Origin of the sequence: Halocatena salina (assembly GCF_023115355.1) — an archaeon.
In the GTDB taxonomy this organism is placed as follows: Archaea; Halobacteriota; Halobacteria; order Halobacteriales; family Haloarculaceae; genus Halocatena; species Halocatena salina.
Genome location: NZ_CP096019.1, coordinates 1,837,441 through 1,863,453 on the forward strand (window position 1 = coordinate 1,837,441; position 26,013 = coordinate 1,863,453).

At 59.0% G+C, this 26,013-nt stretch carries 28 protein-coding genes; 14 read left to right on the forward strand and 14 right to left on the reverse strand.

Annotated features, from left to right (window positions below; genetic code table 11):
* Positions 1-9: 9 nt before the first annotated feature.
* Positions 10-843: an eIF2B alpha/beta/delta subunit family protein gene (locus tag MW046_RS09375; RefSeq protein ID WP_247992846.1), complete on the reverse strand. Its 834-nt coding sequence runs from the start codon at positions 841-843 to the stop codon at positions 10-12.
* A gap of 118 nt (positions 844-961) precedes the next feature.
* Here MW046_RS09375 and MW046_RS09380 point away from each other — a divergent pair, with 118 nt between their 5' ends.
* The 3 genes from MW046_RS09380 (at position 962) to MW046_RS09390 (ending at position 3,617) form a co-directional block, all read left to right on the forward strand.
* On the forward strand, positions 962-1,450 hold the full coding sequence (locus tag MW046_RS09380; RefSeq protein WP_247992847.1) for a GNAT family N-acetyltransferase: 489 nt from the start codon (positions 962-964) through the stop codon (positions 1,448-1,450).
* Positions 1,451-1,524: 74 nt separating this feature from the next.
* Positions 1,525-2,709: a DNA primase small subunit PriS gene (gene priS, locus MW046_RS09385; protein WP_247992848.1), complete on the forward strand. Its 1,185-nt coding sequence runs from the start codon at positions 1,525-1,527 to the stop codon at positions 2,707-2,709.
* Positions 2,706-3,617 carry a hypothetical protein gene (locus MW046_RS09390; RefSeq protein ID WP_247992849.1) on the forward strand — a complete coding sequence of 304 codons (912 nt, stop codon included), beginning with the start codon at positions 2,706-2,708 and terminating at the stop codon, positions 3,615-3,617. Before priS ends, MW046_RS09390 begins: the two co-directional genes overlap by 4 nt.
* A gap of 12 nt (positions 3,618-3,629) precedes the next feature.
* Here MW046_RS09390 and MW046_RS09395 read toward each other — a convergent pair whose 3' ends face one another.
* On the reverse strand, positions 3,630-3,842 hold the full coding sequence (locus tag MW046_RS09395) for a DUF8106 domain-containing protein (RefSeq protein ID WP_247992850.1): 213 nt from the start codon (positions 3,840-3,842) through the stop codon (positions 3,630-3,632).
* A 197-nt stretch (positions 3,843-4,039) separates the two neighbouring features.
* On the opposite strand from MW046_RS09395, the gene MW046_RS09400 reads away from it, so the two are divergent.
* Positions 4,040-5,224 (forward strand): GNAT family N-acetyltransferase, encoded by a 1,185-nt coding sequence (locus tag MW046_RS09400; RefSeq protein WP_247992851.1) that lies wholly within the window; start codon positions 4,040-4,042, stop codon positions 5,222-5,224.
* A gap of 3 nt (positions 5,225-5,227) precedes the next feature.
* Here MW046_RS09400 and MW046_RS09405 read toward each other — a convergent pair whose 3' ends face one another.
* The 8 genes from MW046_RS09405 to MW046_RS09440 form a co-directional block, all read right to left on the reverse strand.
* Positions 5,228-6,382: an acyl-CoA dehydrogenase family protein gene (locus tag MW046_RS09405; RefSeq protein WP_247994761.1), complete on the reverse strand. Its 1,155-nt coding sequence runs from the start codon at positions 6,380-6,382 to the stop codon at positions 5,228-5,230.
* A 100-nt stretch (positions 6,383-6,482) separates the two neighbouring features.
* The gene (locus MW046_RS09410; RefSeq protein ID WP_247992852.1) at positions 6,483-7,145 is read right to left on the reverse strand and encodes an O-methyltransferase; all 663 of its coding nucleotides are present in this window, start codon (positions 7,143-7,145) and stop codon (positions 6,483-6,485) included.
* Between the two features lie 577 nt (positions 7,146-7,722).
* On the reverse strand, positions 7,723-8,514 hold the full coding sequence (locus MW046_RS09415) for a hypothetical protein (protein WP_247992853.1): 792 nt from the start codon (positions 8,512-8,514) through the stop codon (positions 7,723-7,725).
* A 220-nt stretch (positions 8,515-8,734) separates the two neighbouring features.
* Positions 8,735-9,283, reverse strand: coding sequence for a GTP-dependent dephospho-CoA kinase family protein (locus tag MW046_RS09420; protein WP_247992854.1), 549 nt, complete (start codon positions 9,281-9,283; stop codon positions 8,735-8,737).
* A gap of 1 nt (position 9,284) precedes the next feature.
* Entirely contained in the window at positions 9,285-9,482 is a 198-nt protein-coding gene (spt4, locus tag MW046_RS09425) for a transcription elongation factor subunit Spt4 (RefSeq protein ID WP_124956939.1), read from the reverse strand.
* A gap of 2 nt (positions 9,483-9,484) precedes the next feature.
* Positions 9,485-10,054: a DNA-directed RNA polymerase gene (locus MW046_RS09430; RefSeq protein WP_247992855.1), complete on the reverse strand. Its 570-nt coding sequence runs from the start codon at positions 10,052-10,054 to the stop codon at positions 9,485-9,487.
* A 2-nt stretch (positions 10,055-10,056) separates the two neighbouring features.
* Positions 10,057-10,422 (reverse strand): type II toxin-antitoxin system VapC family toxin, encoded by a 366-nt coding sequence (locus MW046_RS09435; protein WP_247992856.1) that lies wholly within the window; start codon positions 10,420-10,422, stop codon positions 10,057-10,059.
* A 38-nt stretch (positions 10,423-10,460) separates the two neighbouring features.
* Positions 10,461-11,687 carry a translation initiation factor IF-2 subunit gamma gene (locus MW046_RS09440; protein WP_247992857.1) on the reverse strand — a complete coding sequence of 409 codons (1,227 nt, stop codon included), beginning with the start codon at positions 11,685-11,687 and terminating at the stop codon, positions 10,461-10,463.
* Between the two features lie 274 nt (positions 11,688-11,961).
* On the opposite strand from MW046_RS09440, the gene MW046_RS09445 reads away from it, so the two are divergent.
* Entirely contained in the window at positions 11,962-12,222 is a 261-nt protein-coding gene (locus MW046_RS09445) for a FaeA/PapI family transcriptional regulator (RefSeq protein WP_247992858.1), read from the forward strand.
* 147 nt (positions 12,223-12,369) lie between these two features.
* Positions 12,370-12,810 (forward strand): hypothetical protein, encoded by a 441-nt coding sequence (locus tag MW046_RS09450; protein ID WP_247992859.1) that lies wholly within the window; start codon positions 12,370-12,372, stop codon positions 12,808-12,810.
* Between the two features lie 8 nt (positions 12,811-12,818).
* Here the strand turns inward: MW046_RS09450 and MW046_RS09455 are convergent, their stop codons facing one another.
* Entirely contained in the window at positions 12,819-13,286 is a 468-nt protein-coding gene (locus MW046_RS09455) for a hypothetical protein (protein WP_247992860.1), read from the reverse strand.
* A 78-nt stretch (positions 13,287-13,364) separates the two neighbouring features.
* Between MW046_RS09455 and MW046_RS09460 the strand changes: the two genes are divergently transcribed.
* From MW046_RS09460 to MW046_RS09470, 3 genes are all read left to right on the forward strand, one after another.
* Positions 13,365-14,345, forward strand: a complete 981-nt coding sequence (locus MW046_RS09460) for a DUF5787 family protein (protein WP_247992861.1) — start codon at positions 13,365-13,367, stop codon at positions 14,343-14,345.
* 129 nt (positions 14,346-14,474) lie between these two features.
* Positions 14,475-15,437 carry an ABC transporter ATP-binding protein gene (locus MW046_RS09465; protein WP_247992862.1) on the forward strand — a complete coding sequence of 321 codons (963 nt, stop codon included), beginning with the start codon at positions 14,475-14,477 and terminating at the stop codon, positions 15,435-15,437.
* A 63-nt stretch (positions 15,438-15,500) separates the two neighbouring features.
* Positions 15,501-16,403 (forward strand): NAD(P)-binding protein, encoded by a 903-nt coding sequence (locus MW046_RS09470; RefSeq protein ID WP_247992863.1) that lies wholly within the window; start codon positions 15,501-15,503, stop codon positions 16,401-16,403.
* A 187-nt stretch (positions 16,404-16,590) separates the two neighbouring features.
* Here MW046_RS09470 and MW046_RS09475 read toward each other — a convergent pair whose 3' ends face one another.
* Together MW046_RS09475 and MW046_RS19820 are read right to left on the reverse strand one after the other, a co-directional pair.
* Positions 16,591-17,124 (reverse strand): hypothetical protein, encoded by a 534-nt coding sequence (locus MW046_RS09475; RefSeq protein WP_247992864.1) that lies wholly within the window; start codon positions 17,122-17,124, stop codon positions 16,591-16,593.
* Positions 17,125-17,561: 437 nt separating this feature from the next.
* Positions 17,562-18,107, reverse strand: coding sequence for a DUF8231 family protein (locus MW046_RS19820; RefSeq protein WP_497007297.1), 546 nt, complete (start codon positions 18,105-18,107; stop codon positions 17,562-17,564).
* Between the two features lie 229 nt (positions 18,108-18,336).
* Between MW046_RS19820 and MW046_RS09480 the strand changes: the two genes are divergently transcribed.
* From MW046_RS09480 to MW046_RS09495, 4 genes are all read left to right on the forward strand, one after another.
* Complete coding sequence (locus MW046_RS09480; protein ID WP_247992865.1) at positions 18,337-20,118, forward strand: radical SAM protein; 1,782 nt, start codon at positions 18,337-18,339, stop codon at positions 20,116-20,118.
* An 85-nt stretch (positions 20,119-20,203) separates the two neighbouring features.
* On the forward strand, positions 20,204-21,997 hold the full coding sequence (locus tag MW046_RS09485; RefSeq protein WP_247992866.1) for a flippase-like domain-containing protein: 1,794 nt from the start codon (positions 20,204-20,206) through the stop codon (positions 21,995-21,997).
* A 230-nt stretch (positions 21,998-22,227) separates the two neighbouring features.
* A complete protein-coding gene (locus tag MW046_RS09490; RefSeq protein ID WP_124954717.1) occupies positions 22,228-23,190 on the forward strand; it encodes a transcription initiation factor IIB in 963 nt (320 codons plus the stop codon).
* A 407-nt stretch (positions 23,191-23,597) separates the two neighbouring features.
* Complete coding sequence (locus MW046_RS09495; RefSeq protein WP_247992867.1) at positions 23,598-24,176, forward strand: hypothetical protein; 579 nt, start codon at positions 23,598-23,600, stop codon at positions 24,174-24,176.
* 139 nt (positions 24,177-24,315) lie between these two features.
* On the opposite strand, the gene MW046_RS09500 is transcribed toward MW046_RS09495, so the two are convergent.
* A complete protein-coding gene (locus MW046_RS09500) occupies positions 24,316-24,906 on the reverse strand; it encodes a 50S ribosomal protein L15e (RefSeq protein WP_247992868.1) in 591 nt (196 codons plus the stop codon).
* Between the two features lie 223 nt (positions 24,907-25,129).
* Here MW046_RS09500 and MW046_RS09505 point away from each other — a divergent pair, with 223 nt between their 5' ends.
* A complete protein-coding gene (locus MW046_RS09505; RefSeq protein WP_247992869.1) occupies positions 25,130-26,005 on the forward strand; it encodes a DUF7351 domain-containing protein in 876 nt (291 codons plus the stop codon).
* The last annotated feature ends 8 nt before the right edge of the window (positions 26,006-26,013 follow it).

Genomic DNA, 26,013 nt, shown 5'->3' on the forward strand with positions numbered 1-26,013 from the left:
AAGTACGGCTCAATCAGTGATGACTTCTCTGAGGAGCGATGTGGGCGTGGCGTCGTAGGCAGGGTTGTCGATGATGAAGCCCTCGGCGGGTTCGAGCATCACCTCGCTCGTCGGGCGGTGTTCGTTTTCGAAGACGAAGCCGTTCTCGATGATCTTCGCCCCCGATCCGACGACCCAGACGGGTACGTCGAGCTGAGCAGCCGTCGCGGAGATCGGGAACGTCCCGACGCGATTGTACAACGTGTCGTCGACGATGCAGTCCATGCCAAAGACGACGCGATCGACGTCGGATAGGACGGTGCCACACGCGCTGTCGACGATCAAGTGGGGTTCGACGCGGTCGATGGCGGCGAGCACGCGGGCAGTTTTCCGCCCGAGATAGCGAGGACGCGCCTCGGTAACGTACACTTCGAGATGGGTGCCTTCACTGGCCGCACGCTCGATCGCTTCGAGCACCGTCGAAGAGTAGTCGTGTGTGAGAATCGTCATCCCATCCTGAAGGCGTTCCGCACCGTTTTCTGCGGCCTCTCGCTTTGCGGTTTCGACCCGATCGATCACCGATCGTACCGCCTCGGTCGTGTGGCGTTTTGCCGCCTCGACGGTATCTGGATCGCTCTCGACGACGGTGTCGACGATGGTTCGCTGGGTGGTGTGTAACGTCGCATGTGAGGGGTTCGCGCGTCTAAGCGTACTGCTGTTGCGTTCGAGATCGCGGATGAACTCCTCAACCGTCGCAACGTCGCGCTCGGTGAGCGTTTCGAGCGCCCGTGCGGCCTTGATGGCGACGACGGACGAACTGTGTGTTTGCATCTCGCGTATCTCATCGACCGTCTCGTCTATCATACTGCATAGCTTCGCAGTTCATGACAAAGAACTTCTGGCTCCTCGCTGGCAATAATTGTCAGTGATGAGGAGGGATAGCCCGGTGGAGTTATATTTGCTCCAACGGTAACGAGAGGCAGTGAGCGTTAACGTCGAGCGTTGCACCGTCCGCCCCGGTCAGGACACATACGGAGAGGCTGCGTGGGAGCTAAAAGAACAGATCCGTCGGGCGGAGGGGGTCCTCAAACAGCGCCACGGATTTTTCGCCGATGCATACCGTCGCTCGACTGTCTACTGTTACGTTACGGAGACGGAGGGTGAATCCGAGACGCTCATCGGGTTTGCGGCCGTCCGACGCGATGGATACATCCTCTTTCTTGCCGTCGCCTCCGAATTCCGTGGCGACGGGTTCGGGCGGCGCTTGATCGGTACGGTTGCGGAAAACTACAACGGCGTGAGCTGTCACGCCCGAACGACCAACGAGAGCGCTCTCCAGTTCTACGAACATCTCGGTTTCGAGATCGAGCGGCGCGTGAGCAGTTATTATGAGGACGGCGGCGACGCCTACTACCTCCGGCTCGGAGAGGACGGATTGGCGGATAAGATCTCTCGGTTCGTCGGATTGTAACCATCACTCCCTGCTTGCTCACCGGGACACGGAATGCGTGAGCTTCTTGCCGGGTGCCCGTCGATATCCGGGGCATGAACGAGCGCACGCGTGAATATCTTCGTGGGCGATTCGGGGACCACTACCGACGGTCGGACATCGCGTTACCGCCCGCGGCGAGCGCACGCGAGTGGGGATTCATCCCGTTCACGGCCGGCCCGGGAACCACGATGGTCCGGCACAAAGCGCTCCTCGATCTCGGTGACCTTTCTGCGTTTCTCGTCGATACGTGTCCCCGTCACGTCTACTTCTCGGCTGGACAGTACGACGATCCGGGCACGCACTCGATGGAGGACAAGGGGTGGCGCGGATCGGATCTCGTGTTCGACCTCGACAGCGATCATCTCCCGAACGTCGATCCCGAGACCGACACGTACGCCGAGATGCTCAGTACGTGTAAAGACGCCTTGTTGCGACTGCTCGACTTTCTGCACGGCGATTTCGGGTTCGATCCCGAACGGACGTCGGTCGTGTTCTCGGGGAGCCGGGGGTACCACGTTCACGTCCGGGAAGACGACGTTCGGACGCTCGATCGTGACGCACGCCGGGAGATCGTCGAATACGTTATAGGTGAGGGGATCGACGACATCGACCAGCTTACACGCGTCGAAACGGTGGCAGGAATGGGAACCAAAAACCCCGTCGAAAAACGCATCCTCAAGACCGAGGGTGGCTGGGGTCGCCGCGTTCACGATCGGCTCGTGAGCGTGACTGAATCGGTCCAAGCCGCCGAACGATCCGATGCCGTCGAACAGTTACGAGCGTTCGATGGCATCGGCGAGAAAGGAGCCGGGAAACTGTACCGAACGATGACGGAGCGGAGTGAAGAGATCGCCAACGGCAATTTAGACGCTGGAAAATTCATTCACCGACTCGCCCAACGGCTGTTCGAACGGGCCGTCGATGAGGAGTCGGTTCCGATCGACGAGCCGGTAACGACCGACGTCAACCGATTGATCCGGCTTCCGGGCAGCCTCCACGGCGGGAGTGGGCTTCTCGTTACTCCGCTGGCCCACGAGGAAATCGAGGCGTTCGACCCACTCGTCGATGCGGTTCCGAGCACGTTCGAGGACGCCGAGATCACGATCGAATCGAAGACCGAGCAGGCGGTCCAGCTAGGTGGGAAAAGACATAATATCCAAGCAGGCAATGATACTGTGCAGGAGTCAGTTGGCGTGTTCCTGATGGCCCGAGGACGCGCTGAGAAGGCACCAGAATGAACCTCGATGAGTTACAATCCGTGCAGAGCCGTGAGCGACAGATAGATAGCCTCCAGCAGCTTCACGATACGTTTTATGAGGACGCTGGACGGTTCATTCGTCAGTTGCGCGAGGAGCGCGAGCAGGTTGCAGCGGAGGCCGCTGACCCGTTCGATTCGACCGACGTTCAGCGGCTCACGGACGAGATCGACACCGCAGAACGGACCGTCGAAGCGATTTACGAGCGCCGCATCGGGAAACTCGTCAAACAAGCCAGTCTCGAAGCTGCTGGCATGGCTGCTGACGTGGAAGGTCTCACCCGCGAAGAACGATCCGCCTTCGACAGCCTCGTTTCTACCATCGAATCGAACAGGACGCGGGTGCTCGATGAGGTGCTGGCAAACGCTCCCCCAGAGCGTAATTCCGGTGCCTCCTCGACTGATCCTGAATCCGAAACGACGTCGTCTGGCGATCCTTCCAGCGGCGAGATGTTCGAATCACCGGATGACGAGCCGGATACGTCGGCTGATGATACGAGTACGGACGCTCCTACTGCTGCCGATGTTTCCGGTGATGCGCCGAGCGCTGCCAGCGTCACTGAAACGACGACCGACGCCAGCAAGCCAGTCGCTGTCGAGTCGACCCGGCAGCCGCCTCCCGAGACGACGAGCGAGGATGCTGGAGATGTTCCCGTCCACGCACGACCGGCTAGTGACGCTTCCGACGAACCGGTGACCGCGAGCGAATCCGAGCCGGAGCATCCGGATGTGGATCGGGTGACGGTTCGAATCACGAACGACGTGGGCGAAATCCTCTGTGTCGACGACCGCGCGTACGAGCTGTCGACGGACGATATCGTCACGCTTCCGGAGCCGAACGCCCAACCGCTCATCGATCACGACGCGGCGACTCGGCTCGAAGAAAGATAGCGCACGGCGGCGTCAGTCCAGTTGTGGCTGTGCGATGACGGTGGTCCAGCAGACGGGACAGTCGTACACCCGTCGCTGTCCGTCCTCGGTTGCGGTCTCAGCGATGTGCCAATCGCCAGTGAGGGGACTTTCGTGCCCACAGGTGGGACAGATGAGTACTGATTTGTGTCCTGTGGGTTGCTGTGTCCCCTCCGATCGTGGGCGGTGATGGAACGTGGTGGTCATCAGTAGCTGCTACGCCGAGCGAGGCCATAGGTCTGGTGGCACTGGTAGGCGATCTACGGAGCTAGAGGGACTGTAACACACGAATCTGTCTTGACCGGACACCGAGCACGCCGGGGAACCGTCTCGTTCGGTCGACGGACCAACGAGAGTGTTGGGAGAGCAACGGGAGTTATGTCCGTGGGGTCGCAGTCACTGGTATGCCCGAGTACCGACCGATCTCAGAGGCGGAATACGAGGAGTACACCCGTCTTCTCCACTACGCGTTTTCGCCAGCAGAAACGTACGAACCGACCGAATCGAGAGACGATGCGCCCGAATGGTCGACGATCGCCGAGGAACGAGGGCTGTACGCCGACGAGGAACTCGTGAGCACGGTCGCGCACTACTGGCACGCGCTTTGGCTCCGGGGTGCGTACCGCGATGTCGCCGGAGTCGCTGAGGTATCGACCCCTCCGAAACACCGTCGGAACGGATACAGCCGACGGCTGCTGTCCGAATCGCTTCGGGAGTACCGTGATCGCGACGTGAATTTCGCCGCGTTGTGGCCGTTCAACCATTCCTTTTACAGAAAGCTCGGATGGGGTCGCTGTTCGGATCGGATATCGATCGCGTGTGGACCGGCCGCGCTCGGGTTCGTAGATCGCATCGATCCCCCTGTTCACAGTGACTTCGTCGATCTCGAAGCCGACCGTTGGGCAGCACTGGATCGGGTGTATCAGAACGGAAACGACCACACGTTGGCCATGAACCGGTCCGAAGAATGGTGGCGAAAGCGGGTGTTCGATTGGCGGACCGACCCCTACGTCGTCGGCTGGAAGCGCGACGGCGAGCTTCGGGGCTATCTGGTGTACACCATCGACGACGACGACCAGCGAACGATGGCAGTCGACGAACTCGGCGCGCTCGACACCGAGGCGTACACCGAACTGTTGCGATTCTGTCGGTACCACGACTCACAGGTCGACCGGGTCACGATCGACACCAACGACGTGCTGGTGTCAGATCTCGTGGATGATCCGTCCGCCGTCGAGATCGAGATTTGCCCCGGCGCGATGATTCGTATCGTAGACGTAAAGCGTGCGCTGTCGTCTCTGTCCTATCCCGCCGACGGATCGGTGGTGTTGGAGGTAATCGACGGGATTGCGGAGTGGAACGACCGGCGGTTTCGGCTCGCCGTCGAGGGCGGCGAGCCGACGTGTACGGTGACGGGTGATAGCCCCGACGTGACGGTCGATATCGCCACGCTCTCACGAATCGTCGTGGGGTACCGTGGCGTCGAACGAGCGACACGGGCTGGCGGACTGCGTGCATCACGGACGGATCTCGAAACCCTGACAGCGCTGTTCCCCGAGACGAACCCGTATCTCCGGGAATGGTTCTGATCGTTACCTCGGTGATTGGCTGTAGATGAGATTGCGCTGGACCTCGTTTGCCCCCTCGTAGATAACTGGCACGCGGACATCGCGGTAGACGCGTGCGATCCGCCGATCGGTAAGGATCGATCGACCACCGTGAAGCTGCATCCCTTGTTCGGCACACATGGTAGCCGTTTCAGTGGATTTGGTTTTGGCCATCGCGGCCCAAAAGCCCGACTGCTCTTGGTTTTCGACCTTCCGGGCGGCACGCCAGTTGAGTGCTCGTGCAGCCTCGAACTCCGTTCGCATCTCCGCGAGCGTGTGTTGGACGGATTGGAAGTCGCTGATGTCCCGTCCGAACGCTTCACGGTCGTGGACGAACGCCCACGCCTCTTCGATCGCTGCTGCCGCAAGCCCGAGTCCATGGCCGCCGACCGCGATGCGGCCATGGTTGAAAAACTCCGCAAGGATGTAAAAACCGCTGCCTTCCGGACCGATGCGGTTCTCGACCGGAATCCGACAGCCATCGAGCGTGATGTGGGCTTGTTTCGACGCCCGCATCGCCATCTTTTCGGGAATGTGCTCTGCCTCATAGCCCGCCGTGTCGGTCGGGACGATGAACAGCGAGTAGTTGCCGTATCTGTTCTGTTCATCGTCGCCCGTTTTGGCGTACAGCGTTACCCAGTCGGCTTCGACGCCGTTACCGATCCAGTATTTCTCACCGTCCAGAACGTATTCGTCGCCTTCTTTGGTGGCGGTCGTCCGCATCCCCGCCAGATCGCTCCCGCTTTCGGGTTCGGACACCGCAAGCCCCGTGATCTGTGAATTCTCTGCGACCGGTCGGAGGAACTCCTCCTTTTGCTGTTCGGTCCCGTGACCTTCGAGGATCTCGGCCCCAAACGAAGCCAGCATCAGCGTCAGACCGATCCCGGCGTCAGCGCGATACAGCTCTTCTGCGATCGCAAGGAGCTGTTGGAGGTCGAATCCTCGTCCCCCGTACTCCTCGCCGATGTCCTGGGCGACCAGTCCAGCGTCCATTCCCGCCTCTAGTACCTCCCATGGATACTCACCGCTACGGAAATACTCCTCCGCAACCGGCTCGATCTCCTCGGTTGCGAACTCGCGCGCTTGCTGTTTGACCGGCTGTGCGTGCTCAGGTACCACGCTGTCGTCTAACAACTCCATCGCCATGTGGTATCTTCACGTTCGATGGTGAAGTAGATCGTGGAACGCACGACCGAGGAAAACGCGTTAAACGGACGGTCCGGTCGGTCCAGTTTCCCAGCTATCGTTTGTGACTCACCGCAACCCCTTCTCCAAGCGGGAGCAGTGCAGTTTCGAACGCGTCGTCGTCGTCGATCGTGTGCAAGTAGTCAGCGACTCCGCGAGTGCTCTGGTTTGCCTCGATGTCCGCTCCATCGACCAGCTCCACAAGCGCATCGAACTCGATTGAAGCGGACGTCATGGCGTTGTCCACGACGATCAGCCCACCCGATGAAACCTTCTCACGGACCGCCTCGAACGCCTCGCGGTAACGGTATTTCTCGTTGTCGATAAGGACGATGTCGAACGGTCCATCGTACTGCCTCACGGTGTCGATCGCGTCGCCTACCTCGATGGTCACCTGATCGAGATGTCCCCCGCGATCGAGGTACTCGCGGGCCTGATCGAGATTGTCCGGATCAAGATCGGTGAGGACGACCTCTCCATCGCTCGGCAGTTCCCGAGCGAACCAGTACGCCGAGTAGCCAAAGCCCGATCCGAACTCGAACACTGACTCCGCGCCGGTCGTCCGCACGAGCAATGACAGCCACCCGCCGACGGCGGGACCGACGTGCGGAAAGTCACGTTCCTCGGCGTGAGCGTCCATCTCTTCGATCACCTCGTCTGGCTCGGGACCGACAGCAGTTGCGAATCGCGTCACTCGGTCGGAAATGGTCTGATCCATGATGGGTGATCGGACGGCGTGCATAAAAACACACGGCCGAGACGCTCACTGGCTATCCTGTTGTAGTGAACTCCCCCAGCCTACTCAGGCGCTTGGCGTTCGTTGAGGTGGGCTTTCTGGTTCTTCGACGGGACTTGCACCCGTCGGGAGGACGGCGTAGCGGTCCGGATCCCTACAGACGTTCGGGTCAACAGTCGGGCCACACGTCCAACGCACGCTTTTTGTCGTGGTTCGAAACGTCGTCACCGTTTCGTCACTGGGTGGAGCGGACTCTACGAGGTCCGCGCAAGCGTCGTTCTTGTGAGATCACGAAAAACGCGTCGCGTCTTTCGAACGACGTTGCCAACGCCGGACGCGACGTGATGAGGGTCTTATTACTGCTCTTGATCGCAGAAGTAGTAATATCTCGAAGAACGTGTGAGAATTCCGTGCGGCGATGTATCTCCTTCCTGTTTACTCCTTCGGCACTCACTGAGAAAGGGACGTACCGCTCTCAATCAAAGCTAAAAGCGGTTTCATCGATCGGTTCCGATCCGGATCGATCCGAGCGATTCGAACGAATCGATTCTCCAGCGAGTCACTCTTCGGACGACTCGGTCGACGTGACCGATCGGATGACCGGGATCGGCCCGGAGTCGTCGGCTGTGGACTGTGCCCAGTGTTCCGATCCCGGATCGTCGGTCCGTTCGACGTCGCGTTCGTCCTCCGAGGTGTCCGTCTGTTCGTCGTCGCTTTCGGTCGCCTCCTCCGTCTCGTCGGACTCCACCTCGCGTTCGTCCGTTTGGACGTCGTCACCGCGGTCGGATTCGGATCGGGCCGTCCGTGCCGTGTCCGATTCGCTTGCGGCATCGGAACCGAACGTGGACGTTGCCGTCTCGGACGTGTGTGTCGATTCGAAATCGGACCGTCGTCGGTCCGTTCTGCCGTTCGTCCGTGCCTGTTCGGACGCCACGAAGACGTTTTCGTCGTCGAGTACCTCCTCGAGGGCGTCCCGTGCGGCTGCTTCACGGCTTTTGATGACGATACTGAACTGCGTTCCGATAGCGAAAAACATCGCACCGACGCCAGCAGCAGCCAGCGCCATCGACCGAACGGTTCCGACAACGACCGAAGATACCGTCGCTCCGAGGAGCGCACCGACGATCGCGAGCCACACCATTCCGCGAACTCGGTTCCGGTCGCCATCAGTGAATCGACGATGGACGAGTACGATGAGTCCGATCATCCCGACTACCCCAAGCGCCCCGAGCGGTACCACGTTCACACCGTACCGCACCGTCGGCTCGAACACGACACCAGCAAACGCGGCGATCAGGGCTGCAAGCAACAGTAGTTCGAGATGAATTCGGTCGAGTTCTATCCGTATCATGGGTTGTCGACTCCGCAATCGCGGGCACCCATCGTATCTAGTTGTGATCGGACCACACCGACCAACTGATGTCGGTGGGTGTCGTTCCAGCCCGAGGGGGGCTGGCTGGGTACCCGCGATCGCTAGTGACGAGTTGCATAACGGCAGGGGGGTACTTTATCTGTTTGATAGTGAACGGCGTGGGACAACTCCGTTCGGTCGTATGATATACGGCTCGTTCTCACTGCAGTTCACAGTCGTCACTCGTGTCCGGACTCCCAAGCAACCGCAATGCAGCTTCGTGGTCGCCGTCCATTCGTGTGAGCAGCTCACGGACGGTGGACTGTCTCCGCTCGTCGACGGTTGCCAGAACCATTCCCACATCGGGTTGGCCGTAGACGACGCTGGCACCGGGGGGTGCTGCGACGATCGCGGGCAGTGTGGCGAGGTCCTCTTCTCCATCGACGACGATCACGGTCCGCTCGTTGGCATCGATGGCTTGCGCGAGCGTTTCCAACAGCTCCCGTGACAGCGTCGCAGCAGGGTTCTCGACCGCATGTTTGCGATCGAACGGTGTGAGATCAACCGGCGTATCGAGCGGTGTTCGCTTCGTTTGCCCGTCGACGAGCGCTACGGCAGGAGTGGCTACCGAGAGCAGATGCTCGGTAACGACGTCGCCGACGGCGACGATCGGTGTGCCACTGGCCTCGAACAACGCCTGTGGATCGGTGTACACCGGACCGAGCGGTTCTTTCAACTCTGCCCGGAGCGATCGAGGAAGGGTAAGCACGTTAGCGGACCTTTAGCGCGTACGCCCCCGGCCGGGTGACGTTCATCTCTTCGGCAACCTCGCTCCGTTCGGGATGGGCGATCACCACGTATCCGGCCCAATCCTCGGTAAGGCTGCTCGACCCACAGGCGGTACACGTCTGTGCGTCCGGATCGTTCACAAAATGGCATTCACGACACGCCAATCGTTTGTTCGCCACGGTTATTCACCCGCTGCTGTCGGCTCGTTTTCCCTCTGCTCCCGGAGCCATCCGAGCTTGCCTAGACCCGGTTGTTTGGCCGTCAAGCCGATCTTGCTGTCCCGTGGATTGCGCTCGTCGATGCTCTTGGTTACGATGCGTGTCCGCACCGAGTCACCCACCCCGAGCGTGCTGTTCGATTCTCGGGATGCGAGCTGCTGGTTCTCCTCGTCGAACGATAGATACTCATCTGAGATCTGGGAGACGTGTAACAGACCGTCGACCGGTCCGATCCCGATGAATGTTCCAAAGTTGACAACTTCCACGACCTCCCCATCGACCACTTCCTGCATCTGTGGATCGAACGTGACGGCATCGAACACCGCTTCGTAATAGACGCCCGGCTGGTTTGGAAGCACGGTTCCTTCGCCGACTTCCACGACGTCTACGATGCTGACGACACTCCCGACGTCTTCGTCCATTCGTCCTTCGAGTTTGTCCTGCAACAGCCGCTTGACCAACGTCTCCGACACGTCTGCGAGGTGTTTCGGCGGCACCTCGACTGTATCACGTAGTCTAACCCGTTTGTACATGTTTATTGAATATCAAGTTTGTTCTGGCCCCTCAAACAGATTGCTCCGACGGAGAGTCGGTCACGGAGAGGCCCATCGTTCGTGACTACATACTCACACGCCCCGCGATCTGCGAGTTCCACGAGCGCGTCGTCGGCATACGACGCCTCGGTGTCGACGACGGCACAGCGCTCGGCGAGATCCCGCCCGACGGTGGCCGCCGTCGCTTCCGTCCCGTGGCCCGACGCGAGCGAGTCGAGCTCGTCGATAACTGCTCGTGGCGTGATGAGCTCGTACTCCCCGAGCAATCGGTCGAGCTGCTCGAACACACGAACGTCGCTTTCGACTGGCATCATCAATGCGTTGGTGTCCATCGCAACCCGATCCATTGTTTACCTGTACGTTGTCATTCTATCCCGTGTCCGTGTTAGCCGACGAGCGTTCCGATACCGATGAGCCGCCAGCGGGTTCCCACCCGTCTGTTAATGGCGATTTTCGCACCCGGCTGGGCACACACGGGTCGTTTGAGATTCACTTCACATTCCGATTCCCGTGCACTCGTCACTGCGCCAACCGTCGTTGCCGTTCCGACGGTGAGCATCAGCGGCTCGCCGGTGTTGATCGGCTCGATCTCGTCTCCCCCGACGAGCCGTTCGAGTAACTCGACTTCGATCGTAAAGGAATCCCACGTCGGCGGCAGCGTACCGGGCGGTCCGGCGACCTGTCCGGCGAGTGCATCGCCCTTCGTGAGCGACGGATCGAGACCGGTTCCGACACCGAGGAGTCCGCCGGGGCCTACCTCTTCGAGCAGATCGTCGCCTGCTTGTAGCGACCGGATCGTCGTCGTGATCGGTCGGTATTCGGACTGTCCCTCCTCTTCGAACTCCCGACCGGGGCGGAGTTCGATCTCGTCGCCGGTGTGCAGTCGTCCCCGAACGAGACTCCCGCCCAGAACCCCGCCCATCAACTCGTCGAACGTCGTTCCCGGTCGGTTGATGTCGAAACTCCGGGCCACCTGTATCTGCGGATCGGTGTCCGGTGCGGTTTCGGGCGTCGGTATCTCCTCTTCGATCGCCTGCATCAGCAGATCCATGTTGACGCCCCGTTGGGCGGAGATCGGCACAACGGGCGCGTCTTCTGCGACGGTGCCTTCGACGAAATCAGTGATCTGCTGGTAGTTCTCGCGTGCGATCTCGTTGTCGACGAGATCGATCTTGTTTTGGGCGATCACGATGTTCTCGATCCCGATGATGTCCAAAGCCATCAGATGCTCTGCCGTCTGGGCTTGGGGAACCGGTTCGTTCGCCCCGATGACGAGCACCGCCCCGTCCATCATCGCTGCCCCCGAGAGCATCGTCGCCATCAGCGTCTCGTGACCGGGCGCGTCGACGAACGAGACCGTTCGGACTACCTCGCTTTCGGACCCGTCCGGACACGTCTCCTCGACGGTGTAACACTCCGGCGCGTCCGTATCGGGGCACCGACGGAACGTGGCGTCGGCGTAGCCGAGCCGAATCGATATCCCGCGTTTCATCTCCTCGGAATGCTGGTCGGTCCACTCGCCGCTGAGCGCCTGCACCAGCGTCGTTTTGCCGTGGTCGACGTGGCCGACGAGACCGATGTTCACCTCCGGTTGTCGGTGTTCCCTTGTCATCTCGATAGTAATACGGTTATATCTCTCCGTCGTGAGCATAAACCTGCTGTTCTTCGAACCGTCTTCTGTCTCTGCGGTGTACACTCTCGAATGAGACACATGCCACAGAGGGGATTGTGAGTCCCCATCTGATGTTAGTCCCCCCTGCGACGTGCTGTATCACGTGATCACAGAGTGCGCAATCACTCACTTCCACGCGATGATCGTCGGTCTCTGTTTCCGGTCCGATCCGCATCAGTGTTTGTGAAGCACAAACACATGGCCTCTGGGTGTCGTGGCGACCAAGCTGGATGGATGCGCCACCATCCATCTACAATCATGCACGCAGTGGGATCGTGAGCCGACCAACAGACAGTTTTCTGATGATGACTTCGTCGCGGTGGTACAAGCCCATGAGCCGATCGGAACACGGGAAGTTGCCGAACACGTTGGCTGTGTGCGGGAGACGGCCCGACTTCGATTGAACGAGTTGGAACGGCAGGGCACTATCAGTAAACGAGAAATAGCACTCGGTGATGTCTGGTATACCGAGTAGTTCGCTGACGCCGTTTTCTGTATCGATTGTGTGACGAACAAGCCGTTTGTCGTGATTCTATCATCGTCTCTGTGGGTATAGTAGGCGCGATAGTACCTGTAGATACCAACCGAAAATCATAATCGCAATCGTGGAGATCGCAGTGGCGTGGGAACGACAGCTCGCGTCGCCGAATATTCGATTGCCCTCTGGTTTGCGATGAACAACGTGATCGAAATCTTTCTCCAGCGGCTAGTAGGAATGGCGGCGTGGGCAGCGGTCCCGTACTGGTTGGGTCCGACGGCGTTCGATCTGTACGTCCCCGTGATCGTTGCGAACCTCGTCGTTCTCCGGTATCCGTCGGTCTCTCGCCGTCGCTTCTGGGTGTTCTGTCTCACAACGAAGCTCGTTTCCGGGTTCTTTATAATACTGCTCTCCATCGCGTTTCAGCCCACTGGACCCACGGAAATCTCCCCGCGCCAGAGCCCGTTGAAAGCAATCACTTTTCTGGGAACGTGGAGCGTGGTAGCGGCGCTCTCATACGCGTTCGTGACTAACGACGGCTATCGACGGGTATTCCGGCGGTTCGAAGCGCAGTTTCGGGTGTGATGAGCAAGTCACTCACTCCATCCGTCGCGGTCGAATCGCTGTAGCGCCGTCATCAGTTCCTCTGGGCGTTGTGTTCCCACGAACAGGTCTCGATCGTCCCGTCGAATTCTGACTCCGTCGGTTCCAGCGACGGTGTACGTCCACCCCGCACGCGTCCACCCCACGCCGTAGCTGCTTGCCGAGAGCTGGACCTGTTCGACCGATTCGATCTCCGAAAACGGAACCCATCGTGCCCGGAGATGAAACGGGAACAACTGAACCGAGAGACCGCTCTCTGTCACTTCAGCCGTGAGCCGCGCGGGAACGAACAACGCGAGCGGAGCCAAAGCGACCACGGTTCCGAGCAACACCCCCCGAACACCCATTTCGACGCTCAACACGACCGGTACTGGCACTCCGGCTACGACGATCAGCATGGAGATACACGGCTCGAACCGTTGTTCTTCACTGAACACGGGGACTTCTGGGACAGCCACAGTTCGAAATTATCATTTTGATGCTCAAATATTTTGTCACGACGTGCGGCTTTTGCTTGTTCCACTCCAACGCCTACTGTGCGCGAGTTCGGGTTCGAGATGGTTCTCTGTGGCATGCTTGAAGGCGGTGATCCACCGCTGATCGTGAGCCGACAGCTCGGAGCGAGTACGCGCGGTCGTCGAGTCGTCGACATTCTCACCGTCACGCCCGGCCCGGAGTTCGACGCCCGCACGACGATCACCGCTGAATCCATCCCCGAAGCGGCCATCACCGCCGACGTGGGCGTCGGTCGCTTTCGATACTGGAAGGACTGTTTCGACTGTCACCCCGATCGCGCCCGTCGGGCCACGGAGCGCGCCATCGAGATCGGCTTTTTCGAGCACGAGCGACGAAGCGGGCGGACGCACGTCCGCCAAACCGCGCGCTATCCCGACTGGTTCGGGACGCTACGAGCCATCGAGAACAAACCCGATCTCGATCGACCGGGCGAGTTGGCTCGACAGCTCCGGACTGACGTTAGCCTCGCGGTTTGTGACGAAGTGATCCTCGCAACCCGATCCCACGTCACCGGCGCGCATCTGAACCGTATCCCTTCGGAGGTGGGCGTCTGGCGGTTCGATCCCGACACTGGCGAACGCGACGTCATCCGTGCACCTGAACGGCTCTCGATCGATAGTGGCATTGAGCCTCTCGAACGACACCCCTCCCGCACTGACATCGCCGTGGTGAACGCCGACGAAACTGCTCGCCTCAGACGACAGCTCGCCGAACGTGCTTACGGCAAGGGGTGGCGCGTCGAATTTCCCTCGTGTCCCCACGTGGAGAACTGGACAGTGCCCCCCGCGAGCAACGAGAGCGCGAGTGTCGACGGCGTTCCCTACTGCACCCGGCAACGACGGATCGTCCGGCCATCAGATGCTTGTAATTCCCCTCCATCCGCCGATTCCGATGTCGATCTGAGATCGCTGCGAGATCGACACTCGCCGTGGGTTCGGAATCCACCGGGAACTGCCACTACTCAGTCCTCGCTCGCTCACTTTCGAACGAATCAGCGGTAAACGCAGTCGTCTGTTAGGTATGTTTTCGTATACGTTCCGAAAGCTCTTTGAGGTAGTTTAGGCTATCCAAAAACAGAGACCGAATGGTGATCGAAACGGCTGTGTCACCCAACCGCACGGCACGGTGCGATGGGCGGGACCTCGACGGCGTCGGGCACGCGGCTCACGAACCACGGGATCCGGGAAACCGATGCACGAAACGGAGTTCCAGACGGTGATTTGATGTCCGATACAGAACACGTGGGTGGGGTCACGGAACCGAACGAGAACAGGGACGGAGCGTATCACACCGGTGTGGATGATACCGAAAGCGCGCTTCATGGCAAGGATCTATCTATTTCGTATCCGACGAGCGACGGTCCCGTAGTGGAGTGTGACCGCATCGACGTTCCCGAGGGAGCGATCACGGCGCTGGTCGGTCCCAACGGGAGCGGCAAAAGCACGCTGTTGAAAGCGCTGTCCGATCATCTCGCGCCAGATAGCGGCTCAGTCGTGTTGAACGGACGTGAGATCCAGCAGTACGGAAGCAAGGAGCTAGCGCGTGCGCTCGGCCATCTTTCCCAAGAGAACGAGTCGCCCGAGAGTTTGACGGTGGGTGATCTCGTCGCTCACGGGCGGTATCCCCACCGTGGCTTTTTCGATGCCGTCAGTGACAGCGACCGCGAGGCGATCGATCGAGCGCTTGATCTGGCCGGTGTCGAACACCTCCGAGAGACGGAGATCGGAAACCTCAGTGGTGGGCAAAAACAGCTCGCGTGGATCGCCATGGTGCTCGCTCAGGAAACCGATACGCTGTTGCTCGATGAACCGACCACGTTTCTCGATCTCCACCACCAGCTTCGCGTGATGGAGACGATCAGTCGACTCAACGAGACCGAAGGGGTAACCGTAGCGATCGTGCTCCACGACATCGCACAGGCGGCTCGGTTTGCGGATTATCTCATCGCGCTCGATGACGGTGCCGTCTACGATTGGGGACCGCCACGGGAGGTAGTGACCGAGGAGTTGCTGGCGGACGTCTTCAAGATCGACGCCGCCGTCACCTACGGACCCGATCCCCAGATCCTCCCGAAACGATCCATCACCGAGTAGTATGTATCGAACACCACACCGCGTTGTCGGCTTCGTATCGCCGTTCGGTAGCATCTTGTCACGATGAGCACACAACCCACTGGCCAGAAATCGGACGAACCAAGCACAGATGAATACGACGTGGCGATCGTCGGCGGCGGTGCCTCCGGGCTGGCTGCGGCCGTGTTCACCGCCCGGTATGGGTTCGAGACGGTCGTGTTCGACCGCGGACCGTCCGCGATCCACCGCTGTTACAGCATCGGGAACTATCTCGGCTTTCTCGGTATCGATCCAGCGGCGTTTCTCGAACTCGGGCGCGCGCACGCCCAGTACGAAGGCAGTGAGATCGTCGATGATTTCGTCGTGTCGGTCGAGCGAGACGCTGATACGGACGGATTTCGGCTACGCACTCAGGACGGCTGTGATCTCACTGCCTCCTCGGTGATCGCCGCCTCGGCGTACAACGCGGACTATCTGAGCGAACTCGATGGCGGGGAGTTTCACGAGTCGGGCACCCATCCCGTCGACTGTGAGGAGGCGACTGGACGAACGGCGATCGATGGGCTGTACGTCGCTGGCTGGCTGTCGGGCAGCCCCCATCAGGTGCTCATCAGCGCGGGCCACGGTGCCCGCGTCGCCAAATCACTGATCGAGGACCGTCGCTTGGCAAACGGCTTTTGGGAGGAGGTCGCCCAGTACTGGGACTGGCAGGTCGAAGGCGGCACGTACGGAGATGAGTCGTGGCGACAGCACATCGACGACTGGGTCGAAGAGACGATTCCAGACGACAAATCCATCTCCGAGGAGCGACGCGAGCGTGTCACCGAGGCGGTCACCGAGGAACGGCTGGATTTCCAGCTCTCGGACGCAGAACGGGAACAGCGAATGGCCGACGGAACCACACTGCTCCGTGAACACGTGCTCGGAGAGGACCCACAACAACAGGACCCAAAACAAAAACAGGATCACGAACAGCTCGAAGCCTGAGCACCCACCTTTTTTGCGCTCGGGTGGCCTTCGGCCACCACTCCCGCAAAAAATCTGCATTGCAAGAGCGAAGCTCTTGCAGGCTCCCACTCGCTTCGCTCGCGGGAAGACCAAAAAAAGCCGCTCGCTGACGCTCGCGGGGAGTAACCTGTACGCTCCGCCTCCACAACCGCTGACTCTGTTGTTTTTAGTCGTCTGCGTGGACGACTGGAGCCTCGCCAGCGATACGCGCGACCTCTGGATACTGCTGGCGCAGGCTATCGAGATCGCCGCGCTGGCGATAGTGGCAGTACGCCGCCAACGTTGTGACCAACGCGGCGGGTGCACTCCCCGCCTCGGACTGTTCAGTCACCTCGGCTGGCTCTCGATCGTTTTCGGGTGTGAACACCGACTGCACGACGGTGCCATCACGCTGTTCGTGATACCGCACTCGGCCGCCGTTCTCGAACCACCCGGCGACGACCAACTCTTTTGCCGCGTCGTAGCGCGTAACGTTCGCAATACTGGGCAGGTCGTCGTACTCCAGTTGTGATCGGCCAAGCCCGGCGGTCGCCAGTATCTCCTCGATCTGCGTCGCATGGGGACAGCCTGTACTCCGGCACGGTCTACACCACGTTCCTGTCCCCACGTCCACGACGTGGTACAGCTCCGCTTTCGAGATCGTCGAGAGGTTTACCGACTCACCCAGCCGATCCCAAAACTGAAACACTGGCAACGTCATCGACGGCCCTCCAATAGGGGGCAATCAACCCGATGTGCGTACCGCGACCGAACCGGCCGCCCACAGTTCCGACACCGCTGGCGCTGTTTGGTTTTCTGATACGATTCGACACCGTTACATGTCTCTGCTTCGTTCCCAATCATGGGTTTTCCTCTAGCGAGAACCCCAGCGTCGGGTGCCTCTACACCCGGCGCGTTTCAATGAACGCGCCCCGTCTCGTGGCTGGCGTTCCCATTTATCGTTCGTTACTCCATCACATATAAAGGTACTGATGAAATGAGGTTATTATAATATAGCAACATTTTCTTTAAGGCCGTACAGGAGACCTGCATCCCCAAGATATCACCACACACCGATCTCGGATATAAGGTGATATTCATCACCTCCGAAGAATCTCTTCCCTTTATAGAACCACTATACATCAACCAATAGATCGACTATCCCCTGCGCGGAAGATATGAGAGTCCAAAAATTATAATAGCAGTTAGCAAGCTGAGAGTTATGACAGCCCACAATCCACGAAATCGCTCGTTGAGAGCGTTAGTCGAGGAAAGTTCCTGACTATGAACTTCACTGGTCATCAGTTTCACAGAATTGTTATTTGGATAATAGGCACCATACTCGTTACCACCCAACGTTACAGTATCTGTGCTAGGCGTGTACGAGACCGTTGTCGGTAAGCCACTACGTATTACCAACATAGTGATCGAATCAGAATCAGAGAAACCAATCGATTCTCCACTCCCCGGGCTTTTAAAGGATGCTGAGCGCAAAACATTTCCACTATCGTCCGTGGATGTGGATATATCTGAGACTGTATACTGTTGACCGTTAACCGAAAAGTTATCACCTTTCTGTAGAGAATACTCTGGAGAGTCACTCACGGGGACTGTCGTGGCAGTGTTGACAGCCATCGTGATACCACTTCCCACCACAACTACGATGAGAAACAGGCCATACAAAGCAACTGCTCGACGTTGCATATCTCAATAGAAACATAAGGTACACATAATAATGACGATTGCATTTATCGTTTTCATATCTCACTTGTTGTTATAGCTCATACCGTCAAGAGGGACTCCGCTCCGTTCAATCTCGATTTAGCGGTGTCGTTCTACGATGTTTTCTCACGTACAGCAAACGAAGTGAACTGGGAGGCAAAGCCAGCCCCAACGGAACACCGTTTTACGCGCTGACGTTCTCCGTCTTCGTATGACCGACCCGGCGACAGAGGGACACGATGCCCCTCAAGCAGTCGGACGTAGTCCGGCGACACTCGACGTGACGATCGTGGACGGCTACGTCGACGAGCCGGCGCATTTCGGCGTTCCGCCGTACATTTCTACGTATCCGCGCTACACTGCTGGCGCGCTCGTCGACGCCGGTGTTCCGAAAGAACGGATCACCTACCACACCATCGACGCGCTCCGGGAGGATCCGTCCCGCCGCGAGGACATCGAGACCGCCGATCTGTTCATCTACGTCGGCGGCATGACCGTCCCCGGAAACTACGTGGGCGGGACACCGGCGGAACCGGAGGAAGTCCGCCGGATGGCGTGGACCGCGACCGGCACGACCCTCGTCGGTGGCCCGGTCCGGTTCGGTGTCGGATCCCAAAACGAAGGGGCAACCGACACCGAACGCGACGATCTCGACTACGATTTCGTTGCGAAAGGCGACATCGAGGCCGCTGCCTACGATCTCGTCACGAACGGGCTGGAGGGCTTTGGCAACCGCATCCGAGAGACCGAGGAGGTCACTCGCTGGGCCAGCAAGGGCGCGTTCGTCGTCGAAAGCCACCCCAACCACCCCGACTATCTCATCGCGGAGCTCGAAACCGGGCGTGGCTGTCCGTACCGCTGTTCGTTCTGCACGGAGCCGCTGTACGGAAACCCGACGTTCCGCCCGCCCGAAACCGTCGTGAGCGAAGTTAAGGCACTCGCCGACCACGGGGTGCGCCACTTCCGGCTGGGACGGCAAGCCGATATCCTCGCGTACGGCGGCGACGGCGAACGGCCCAATCCCGACGCGCTCCGTTCGCTGTACGGCGGGATCCGTGCGGCGATCCCCGACGACGGCCCGAGAACGATCCACCTCGACAATATGAACCCGATCACGATCGTGAACTGGCCCGAACTGGCTCGGGAGGGGATTCGGATCATCGCTGAGCACAACACGCCGGGGGATACAGCCGCGTTCGGGCTCGAAAGCGCCGATCCGGTCGTACAGGAGGAGAACAACCTCAACGTGAGCGCCGAAGAATGCTTCCAAGCAGTGAAGATCGTGAACGAGGCCGGCGGCTGGCGACCCGGCGAATCGCCCGGCGACGGTCCAACGCACGGGACACGAGCCAAACGCCTGCCGAAACTGCTCCCCGGTATCAACCTTCTCCACGGGCTGAAAGGCGAGCGCGAGGAAACGTACGAGCACAATCTGAACTTTCTCCATGAGGTGTACGACGCGGGACTGATGGTCAGACGGGTGAACATCCGGCAGGTGATGGCCTTCGATGGCACCGACATGAGCGATACGGGCGCTGAGATCGCCCACGACCACAAACGGCAGTTCAAGCAGTACAAACAGACGGTGCGCGAGGAGATCGACAATCCGATGCTCGAACGGGTCGCCCCCCGAGGGACCCGTCTGCCGGACGTCCATTTGGAGTATCACAAAGACGGGAAGACGTTCGGTCGCCAGCTCGGAACGTATCCGCTGCTCGTCGCAGTGCCGGGTGAACGTCCGTTGGGTCGTTCGATCGACGTCGCCGTCACGGACCATGGCTACCGATCGGTCACCGGCGTTCCATATCCACTCGATCTCAACAGCGCTTCGATGGATGAGCTGACCGCGGTTCCGGGTGTCGGACGGAGCCGAGCCGGAACGATCGTCGTGAACCGGCCATACTCCTCGATCGATGACGCCACCGGAGAACTCGACGTCGATATTCACGATTTCACGACAGTCGATCGAGCCGGCGAAGGAACGTCATCCTGAACGTCACAGAACGACATCATACCTACGCAACCGTTTTGAATCTAATGCGGAACGCTCTTTAGGAAGTGTGCTGCACCACACAGCAATGAGTGTTGAGGTGAGTGTCGTCCTCCCCGCGTACAACGAGGAGTCGAGGATCGAGCGGACGGTTCAGACGACACTCGATACGCTCGCCTCGTTTCTCCCAGAGGGGAGCTACGAGGTGATCGTCGCAGAGGACGGTTGTGATGATGCCACGCCGGAAATAGCAACGCGCATCGCCGAAGAGACGGACGCCGTCCGGCACGTTCACAGCGATAGCCGTCTCGGTCGCGGTCGAGCGCTCGAATACGCGTTTCGCCGCTCGGAGGGAGAGACCCTCGTCTATTTCGACACCGATCTCGCAACGGATATGTCCCATCTTCGGGAATTGATCGAGAGCGTTCGCTCCGGAGAGTACGATGTCGCGACCGGTTCTCGGTGGATTCCGGGATCGGTTGCCGACCGTCCAATCAAACGCAGTTTTCCGAGTCGAGGATTTAACTGGCTCGTCAGACAGTTGCTCGGCTCCGAACTCCGGGATCATCAGTGTGGTTTCAAAGCCTTCGATCGAACGGCGCTGCTTTCCGTGCTCGATGCTGTCGAGGACGAACACTGGTTTTGGGACACTGAGGTGTTGGTCCACGCTCAACGACAGGGATACCGCGTCAAGGAGTTCGCCGTCGATTGGGAGCCCGTCGAGGACACGAAAGTCGATCTCGTCCGAGACTTGCTCGGGATGGGAAGCCAGATCCTCCGGTGTTGGTGGACGTTCACCGTCCAACCCCGCATCACACGAGGGGTGACGATCGCGGGCGGCGCGTTGCTCGTCATCGTAGCCATCGCTCTCATGTCTGTTTACATCGATCCGAGAGCAGTCATCGACGAGATACAGCGGGCGAATCCGTGGTATCTCGCCGGCGGAGCGGTCGTGTATCTCCTCTCGTGGCCGCTGCGAGGAATGCGTTACCGCGACATCCTCAGAGAGCAAGGATACACCGAAAACACGTGGTTTCTCACGGGAGCGGTGTTCATCAGTCAGACCGGCAATCTCGTCATCCCGGCGCGGATCGGTGACGCCGTTCGTGCGTATGTGGTGAAGATGCGCCGAGGGATCCCATACGCCTCCGGATTCGCCTCGCTCGCCGTCGAGCGCGTGTTCGATCTCCTCACGATCACTGTCCTCTCGACGGTCGTGTTCCTCGGACTAGCCGTTTCGAACGTCGACGTGTGGCAGCTCGGTTCGGTCTCCCAAACCGGATCGGAAAGCGGTCGCACCGCGCTCATCGTCGCGCTCGGGGTCGGCGTGGCGGCGATCCTCGCTACGTTTGCTATCATTCTGAGTGCGCGGTCCGATCGGAACTACGTCCGATCCGCGATCACGGCTGTCAGTTCCGATACCTACGCCGACTACGTGGCAAGCGCAGTCGAACGGTTTGCTGGCGACATCCAAACCGTGACCAGTTCTCCCGCCGCGTTCGTTCAGGTCGCTGCAAGTAGTATCGCCATCTGGACACTTGATGTCGTGACGGCGTTGTTCGTCTTTGCCGCCTTCGATATCGACCTCGCGTTGATGACGTTCATCTCGGTCGGATTTTTCGCCGTGAGCGTCGGCAATCTCGCGAAGGTACTCCCTCTCTCACCCAACGGCGTCGGGCTGTACGAAGGGGCGTTTTCGATCATCGTCGTCGTGTTCACACCAGTTGCTGGTCCGACAGCAGCAGCAGCGGCGATGGTCGATCACGCCATCAAAAACATCATGACTGTGGTCGGTGGCATCGTCTCGACGCTCGTGTTGAACGTTTCGCTCACCACCGCCGTCAAGGAGAGCCGGGACATCCAACCGAGCGAAACGGATTAATCCCGATCAGCCCTGACGTGTGGCTGTGAGCGCGGAGTATCGTTCCCCCGATTCGGTCGGTATTGAGGGTTAATGGAGGAACAAATGAACTCCTGTTCCGTCGTAGCGAGTGTATATCCCGTACAGTAGATACCGGAACGGTTAAGAAGGTTTCGACCGAACATAAAAGTACTGAGCGGACATCCGGGGGTTTCGGGGAGTGGTCTGCCCGGATAGCACCCGCCCTCATCATGAGCGATTCGAACACGCGAATCCGAGAACGTACAGAGGAACAGGAGACGGAGGACACAGGAGAGACGGTAAACTGTCCGGAGTGTGGTGGCAAACTCGCAACGGACAGCGAACACGGTGAGACGGTTTGTATAGAGTGTGGGCTCGTCGTCGAGACTGACGAGATCGACCGTGGACCAGAGTGGCGGGCGTTTGACGCCACAGAGAAGGACAAGAAGTCCCGCGTTGGGGCCCCGACAACCAACATGATGCACGACAAGGGGTTGTCGACCAACATCGACTGGCGGGATAAGGACGCCTACGGCAACTCGCTTGGATCGCGCCAACGCGCGAAAATGCAGCGGCTGCGCAAGTGGAACGAGCGGTTCCGGACACGGGACTCCAAAGAGCGCAACCTGAAACAGGCATTGGGTGAGATTGACCGCATGAGTTCGGCTCTCGGTCTGCCCGAAACCGTCCGCGAGACCGCGTCAGTGATCTACCGGCGCGCGCTGGATGAGAACCTTCTGCCGGGGCGCTCGATCGAGGGCGTCGCTACGTCCGCGGTGTACGCCGCTGCACGGCAGGCAGGGGTTCCCCGGAGTCTTGATGAGATATCCGACGTATCCCGGGTCGAGAAGAGTGAGATCGCGCGCACCTACCGGTACGTCGTCCGGGAGCTCGGTCTCGAAGTCAAACCTGCCGATCCGGAAAGTTACGTGCCACGTTTTGCATCGTCGCTCGGTCTCTCTGATGAGGCCGAAAATCGGGCGCGCCAACTCCTTCGTAGCGCCAAAGAACAGGGCGTTCATTCGGGGAAAAGCCCGGTCGGATTGGCTGCCGCTGCGGTGTATGCTGCTGCCCTCCTCACGAACGAGAAGACGACACAGGCGGCTGTCAGCGAAGTCGCTGATATCTCCGAAGTCACGATCCGTAATCGGTATCACGAACTACTTGAAGCTGAGCAGGATCTACCGGCGTAATACTTCCATCGTCGGGACTTCTTTCAGCCATCCCTCGATAGCTGTTGCGACTTCGAAATAATATCATCTTCAATATGGTCAATACAGAAAAGTAATTGATAAGTATGTGTAATAATGGCCAGAAACGGATTTTACCATCCTATATCGAACAGATATTTATCATAAAACGTCGGTGGTGACTCTTTTTTGAAGATATAGTTCTCTATTTGATGATTAATGTTTTCGCATACCATGCGTTATACTACGGGTAGAGGCGCTTAGACGGCTGTTTATCTGACTCCGTTTTGCATACCAATTTCATATAATTGTATATGGACGTAAAATAATCCGTCCGGGTAATACATCATAACAAAAAGGGTTTTTACCCTATCGAAATACCATACTGATGGGTGTAACAGCTAACGATAATGGTTGGAAACGAACAATCAAACGATAACACACGACGAACGTTCTTACAACTACTCGGAGTGACAGGAGCTGCCACTGCCGGGATCGGTACGTTTAGTACCAGTGCGGCTGCGGAATCCTCATCCACGACTGCGAAGATGCCACTCGACCTCACCGCTGATGACCTCGTACCGGCCAACAAATTTCTCTCGCTCTCGTTCACGGAGCTTGCTACCGACGAGATCGAGACGTTGACCGTCCTGGTCGATGGGACACCGACCTCGAACGTCCAGATGTACCAGGCCAACGACGACGCTGCTGGTGCCCTCGTCAGTGTGTTCGACATGATAACGAACCACGATCTGAAACCGGGCCAAACCATGTCCGTCGAAGTGAAAGGCGAGACAGTGTCCGGAAAATCGTTCACCGGAACCGATACTATCAACATCATGGATCCGACCAACGTCCTCGATAGCGCACGCGCCAATAGCGATGCGTCCGACGTCGAGGATACGGCGAGTAAGATAACGGATACTGTCGATTCGTCCGGCATTCTCGGCAAACCATCGGATGGGACGTATCGACAGCAGATGTACTAACAGGTGAATTTGCAACACTACTACCCAGTGTTCGACATTTTCTGACGGCCAGTATTTATTGAAACCGTTGCCGTAAGCCGGTGCTGTCGGATTAGATGTAAAACAATTATTAAAAACAATATCGATAGCGTTGGGTGTCTTACTTGCCTCTTCCGTCGTCGCTCCGGATACTCGGACGGGTGTGTTCGGACCCTTTGCCGCGTTGTCCGAGTCCGCGCCCGCGCTGGCCTGCGCTGGTCGTTCCGTGGAACGCGCGGCTCTTCTGTGTATCGTCACAGATCCAACTGAGATCGTCGTCGGATTGGATCGCGCCGTGTTCCGGATCGAGCAGGATTACCTCGAACCATTTCTGTGAACCGTCTTCACCCACCCAGTAAGAGTTGAGCGTTCGTAGGTTCCGATGTTTGCGTTGTGCACGCTCTTCTGCGATGCGCTGGAGGTTCTTCCTGCGCGTGATCGGGTTGACACCCTGTCGTTTCGAGCGCCGACCAGCGGTAAACCGTTGTTTGCGAGCGCCTCCTTTGCGGACGCTCACCCGCACAACGACGACGCCCTGTTTTGCTTTGTAGCCAAGCGAACGAGCCTTATCGAGTCGAGTCGGGCGTTCGATTCGCTCGATCGCGCCCTGTTCGCGCCATTCTTGCTGGCGTTGCCACTGTAGCTCCGCCAGCTTCCCATCATCAGGGGATTGCCATGCCTCACGGATGTGTGAGTAGAAACTCCGTGCCATTTCGATCACCGACGGGCGTCGTATGGTTCAACCGCCACCGCGGTCACATCCCGACCTGTTCGAACAGGTGCCCACTGGTGCCCGTCACAGCCAGCGAGATACCGATGTTTCGCTCGGTTCGCACTTAGCAGCTTCGAACCACTGCTACTGTCGTATTGCAATCCTAGTTACAGAAATCTGCTTGAGAGAACATTTTAGCAAGTAGAACAATAATACTGGTATCATGAGCAGAGCAGACATTCAGGTAAGCGAGGATCGGCTTGCACCGGCAGAGGCGTTTTCGATCGTGGGTAACGAGACGCGGCTTTCGATTCTCAAAGCGCTGTGGGCCGCCGACGATCGGCCGGTACGGTTCTCTCGGCTCCGCAAGCAGGTCGGAATGCGTGACAGCGCACAGTTCAACTATCACCTCGATAAACTCACGGGACAGTTCGTTGCTCGAACTGATCGGGGGTATGATCTCCGGAGCGCTGGCGAGCGCGTCGTTCAGGCGGTGCTTTCGGGATCGTTCAACGAGCATCCCCACGTCGAACCGTTCATCGTCGATGCGCCGTGTACCCGGTGTGGGTCGTCATTGCGAGCGCGGTATGAGGACGAACAGCTCTCGATCGGCTGCCCGGAGTGTGGACGGGGCCACGGCACGTACCCGTTTCCGCCGGGTGGACTCAACGATCGGTCCCGGGACGAACTACTCGTCGCCTTCGACCAGCGCGTTCGTCACGTCTACTGTTTGGCTGCTGATGGGGTCTGTCCGGCGTGCGCTGGCCGGATGGAGACGACGATCGTTCGAGAGGGTTCGTGTTGTTTAGGTGTCGGTCTGCGCGCCGAACACGTCTGTGCGCAGTGCAATCACGACCTCTGTTCCGCGATCGGATTAAGTCTACTTGATCAGTCCGACGTCGTCGCGTTCCACAAAGACCACGGTATCGATCTTTCCAGTACTCCGTACTGGCGGTTCGAATGGTGTGTCAGCGACGATCGAACGACCGTACTCGCAGAGGATCCATGGCAGTTGCGTGTCACGATCCCTCTCGACGACGAAACGCTCTCGATCGATCTCGATGCGGATCTAACAGTCTGCCGCGTCGATCGGTCGTGATCGTACGC